The sequence below is a fragment of the Gordonia sp. i37 genome (genome assembly GCF_002043085.1).
GTDB lineage: Bacteria > Actinomycetota > Actinomycetes > Mycobacteriales > Mycobacteriaceae > Gordonia > Gordonia polyisoprenivorans.
This window is the reverse complement of sequence record NZ_MVPX01000316.1, coordinates 1-3,910: the sequence shown is the minus strand read 5'-3', so window position 1 is coordinate 3,910 and position 3,910 is coordinate 1. Positions and strand designations below refer to the sequence as shown.

General features: G+C 66.0%; 2 protein-coding genes, 1 tRNA gene and 1 pseudogene. 1 reads left to right on the top strand and 3 read right to left on the bottom strand.

What is annotated here, in order from left to right:
• Both B1964_RS31570 and B1964_RS15500 read right to left on the bottom strand, forming a co-directional pair.
• Positions 1-113: pseudogene (locus tag B1964_RS31570) on the bottom strand (TetR/AcrR family transcriptional regulator); the annotation flags it as partial.
• Positions 67-2,424: an MMPL family transporter gene (locus B1964_RS15500; RefSeq protein ID WP_079930402.1), complete on the bottom strand. Its 2,358-nt coding sequence runs from the start codon at positions 2,422-2,424 to the stop codon at positions 67-69. The pseudogene B1964_RS31570 and the gene B1964_RS15500, both read right to left, overlap by 47 nt.
• Positions 2,425-2,588: 164 nt before the next feature.
• On the opposite strand from B1964_RS15500, the gene B1964_RS15495 reads away from it, so the two are divergent.
• Positions 2,589-2,662 (top strand) — tRNA-Leu (locus B1964_RS15495).
• 58 nt (positions 2,663-2,720) lie between these two features.
• Here B1964_RS15495 and B1964_RS15490 read toward each other — a convergent pair.
• A complete protein-coding gene (locus B1964_RS15490) occupies positions 2,721-3,776 on the bottom strand; it encodes a site-specific integrase (protein WP_172398857.1) in 1,056 nt (351 codons plus the stop codon).
• Between the last annotated feature and the right edge of the window lie 134 nt (positions 3,777-3,910).

The window sequence follows — 3,910 nt, the reverse complement described above, 5'->3', positions numbered from 1 at the left end:
GCCGACGCATCTGCCTCGTCGAGGAGCAGGTCGGTGGCTGCGTCGATGATCTCGTCGGCGAGCAGTTCACCCGATCCGCGGGGGGATCTGGTCCGCCGCCTCTGGATGGTCACGTGTCTCCTGACGGTCTTGTGTGGGCTGGTGGTCGGTGGGGTCCTGTGCCGGTGTGCATTCGTCGGCGATCCGAGGATCGGGCGGTCCCGCCTCGGTGAGTCCGATGCGATCGTGCAGCGCCCGCAGCGGACGTGGTGCCCACCAGTTGGCGCGGCCGGCGATCCGCATGAACGCAGGTACCAGCAACATGCGAATGACGGTGGCATCCATCAGCACCGCCAGAGTCAGGCCTACGCCGAACATACGCATGAACGACACCTCTGACGCAGCGATTCCCGCGAACACGATGCTCATCAACAGGGCCGCGGCGGTGACGACGCGACCGGTGCGCGCCAGGCCGACGGCCACGGCGTGATCGTTGGCCGCCCGCGTGCGGTCCGAGGCCAGCCACTCCTCACGGATTCGGCCGAGCAGGAACACCTCGTAGTCCATCGACAGCCCGAAGGCGATACAAAACATCAGCACCGGCATGGTGGCCACCAGGAACCCCGTTGCGGTGGTTCCCAGTCCGCCCAGGTGGCCCTCCTGAAAGAACCACACCATCGCCCCGAACGTCGCCGACAGCGACAACACGTTTAGGACCAGCGCCTTCAGCGGCAGGACGACGCTGCCGGTGAACAGGAACAGCAGAACGAACGTGGCAAGGGCGATCACACCGAGCACCCACGGCAGATGCGCGTAGATGGAGTCGACGGTGTCGGTGTTGCTGGCTTGTAGCCCCGCGAACTGCGACGTCATGCCCTCCGGGACGGGCGCTGCACGCAGGGCTGCCAGCTCGTCGGCGCCGGCGTCGGTCAGGGGCTCGGCGCTGCCGCTGACCGACAGCAACGCGGTGGTGGTGCCGTCGGCCGCCGTGTGGAGGTCACCGGGCTGCGGTGGTGCCACTTGCCTGCCGTCGACGAAGGTGCCCGCAGCACCCGACACCGAACTGATCCCGTCGACCCGCGACAGGGTTTGCGCGTACTCGGTGCGTGCCCGGTCGGTGCCACCGGTGACAACGGCGGTCAGTGCACCCGAGAGGTTCTCGGCGAAATCGGTGCGCATCTCCTCCGACACCTGGTGCACGGTGGCCGTCTTCGGCAGGACCCGGTCGTCGGGGAAGCCGAAGGTGATCGATGCGAACGGCGCACCCAGGACCAACAGCACCAAGATCACGCCGGCACCCACCGGAACAGCTTGCCGCAGAACAGCACTGACGAATCGATACCACCGGCCCTGCTCGATCGGCACCGGTGCGGGCTCGCCCCGCCCGAGGAGTCGGCGCAGTGGTCGGCGGGCGTCGAGTGCGTCGATACGCGGACCGAGCAGCATGAGCAAGGCCGGGGTCAGCACCAGTGCGGCGAGTACGGCGACGACAACCACTCCGAGTCCCGCGTAGGCGAATGACCGCAAGAAGTACATCGGAAAGATTGCCAAGGCGCACAGCGACAGTGCCACCGTGACCCCGGAGAAGGTGACCGTGCGGCCCGCGGTCTGCATCATCACCGCGATCGCCGACCGCGTGTCCCGGCCGGCGGCGAGTTCTTCGCGATATCGGGTCACCAACAGCAGGGTGTAGTCGATCGCCAGCGCCAAACCCATTGCGGTGGTGAGATTCAGCGCGAAGATCGACACGTCGGTCATCGACCCGATGACGCGCAGCATCGCGAAGGTCGCGACGATCGCGACGACGCCGACGAGGATCGGCAGCAGCGCCGCCACCACTCCCCCGAACACGACGATGAGCACGAGGAAGCTGATCGGGATCGCGATGGCCTCGGCGACCGCGAGGTCGCGGGTGGTCTGCGCGTTGACATCGTGGAAGACCATCGCCTGCCCACCGGCCCGGATGGTGACGCCCTCGCGCGTGCCGCTGTAGCGCTGGGCGAGTTCCTCGGCGTAGCGCGGTGCGTCGTTCTCACCGCCGGCCAGAGTCGTGACAATCAGCGCCGACGACTTGTCCTTGCTCAGCAGCGCCGGAGCGAGGTCGGGATTGGTCCAGACCGACAGGATCGGTTGCTGCACGTGGCCGCTCGAGCCCAGTTCGGAGATGATCTGTTGGCCGGTCGTCTTCGCGGTCGGGTCGGTCGCCATGTCGACTCCCGGCGCGCCGTCGAGCTTGAGAACGAACTGCGGACCACCCCGATCGAAGGTCTTGTCGATGACCGAGGCCGCCTTCGCCGACTCGGAGTTCGGGTCCTCGTAGCCGCCGGCGAGCAGATGACCCGCCGCGGACGCGCCGTACAGCCCACACCCGACGAGCAGCACGAAGGCCACGGCGAGAACGGTTTTGGGGAATCCGCTCACGAACCTGGTCAAACGATCCAGCATGGCCACTCCAGCCGTGGAAGGTGAGTTATCCCCGTTAAGTTATCGGTAGTAAGTCAACGGGTCAAGGCCGCATCCACCGTATGACGACGATCTTTCGTCAGCACCGCCGCACAGATGCGATCCGCCGACGACGATCCGAGGCGGCCGTGGCATGCTGTTGGCGCGCCCCTATAGCCCAATTGGCAGAGGCAGCGGACTTAAAATCCGCGTGTTCCGGGTTCGAGTCCCGGTGGGGGCACTGGTCAGAGCGTTTTTGTTGCCGCTACGGCGACCTCGGTGCCTCAGATTGCCTCAACTCACCTGAAACTCTCGCCAGCGGCCTTCAGGGCGTCGCCCTGGGAGTGCGCGTAGACCGACATGGTGAACGCTGCGCTCGAGTGCCCCAGCCACGCCGCGATGACGGCGATCGGTTGCCCCTTGAGGTGCATCAGCGTGGCGCAGCTGTGTCGGGCGTCGTGCAGCCGCACACGGTCGATCCCGAGGTCGTCGAGCATCTTCCCCCACCGAAAAGTGAGCAGACCAGGTGTGTACGGCTCCCCTGCTTCGTCGCACGCCACGTAGTCGCCGCCCTGATATGCCTCGCCGAGCGCCAGACGCTCTCTCTGCTGGTTCTTCTTGGCCGCCTTGAGCACGGTGACCACATCGGCAGGTAGCGGAAGCGTGCGGGCCGAGGCTCGGGACTTCGGGGTGTCGACGACGTAATTGCCGTCACCCGCGTAGACGCGGTTCTCAGCGATCCTCACGGTGCCCTTGACGAGGTCGACGTGAACCCACCGAAGTCCGGCGATCTCACCTCGGCGCAGACCGTACAGCGCAAGCGTCCAGAGGTGCCCATCGCGGCACTTGTGGTCGAGGATGCGGAGGATCTCCGTCTCGGTCAGCGTGCGGAACTTCTTCGGGTCCGAGGGCACCTTGTCGACGAGTTCGGCGACGTTGCGCACGACGTGGCCCTGGCGCTGCTCGGTGGCCAGCACCTGGATCAGCAGCCCGAGCATCTGGTTCACCGACCGCGGTGAGAACTTCTTACGGCCCTCGACCCTCCCGGCCCGCAACGCCGTCACGAGATCGTCGACGTCACGCTTGGTGAGCTTCTGTAACTCGACCTTCCCCAACTCGTCGCGCACCACCTGCAAGGTGACCTTGTAGCCGCGGCGCGTACTCGCCTTGATGCGGTGTTTCGAGGTGAGCCAGTCATCGATCGCGGTGTCGACGGTTCGCCGCGATCCTCGGACGTAGGTGCCGGCGGCGACCGACCCGCGTGTCTCGTCGAGGAAGTCGCGGGCCGCCTTCTCGGTGGTGAACGACCGGCGCACCTGGTGACGATCAGAGCCGTTACCGACGTTGATCTGCACTCGCCACCTTGGCTCACGCTTCCCTGTGCGGCGATTTGCGACCTCGACTTTGGTAATCCCAGCCGGAAGCTGTTGTCTAGCCATCACTTTCACCCAGCCTGACGTCCCACCCATTTGCCCTCAGTTCGGCCACA

Bases quoted from the DNA above. Each gene is read 5' to 3' on its own strand.
- B1964_RS15500 (WP_079930402.1), bottom strand. From the start codon at position 2,424: ATGCTGGATCGTTTGACCAGGTTCGTGAGCGGATTCCCCAAAACCGTT.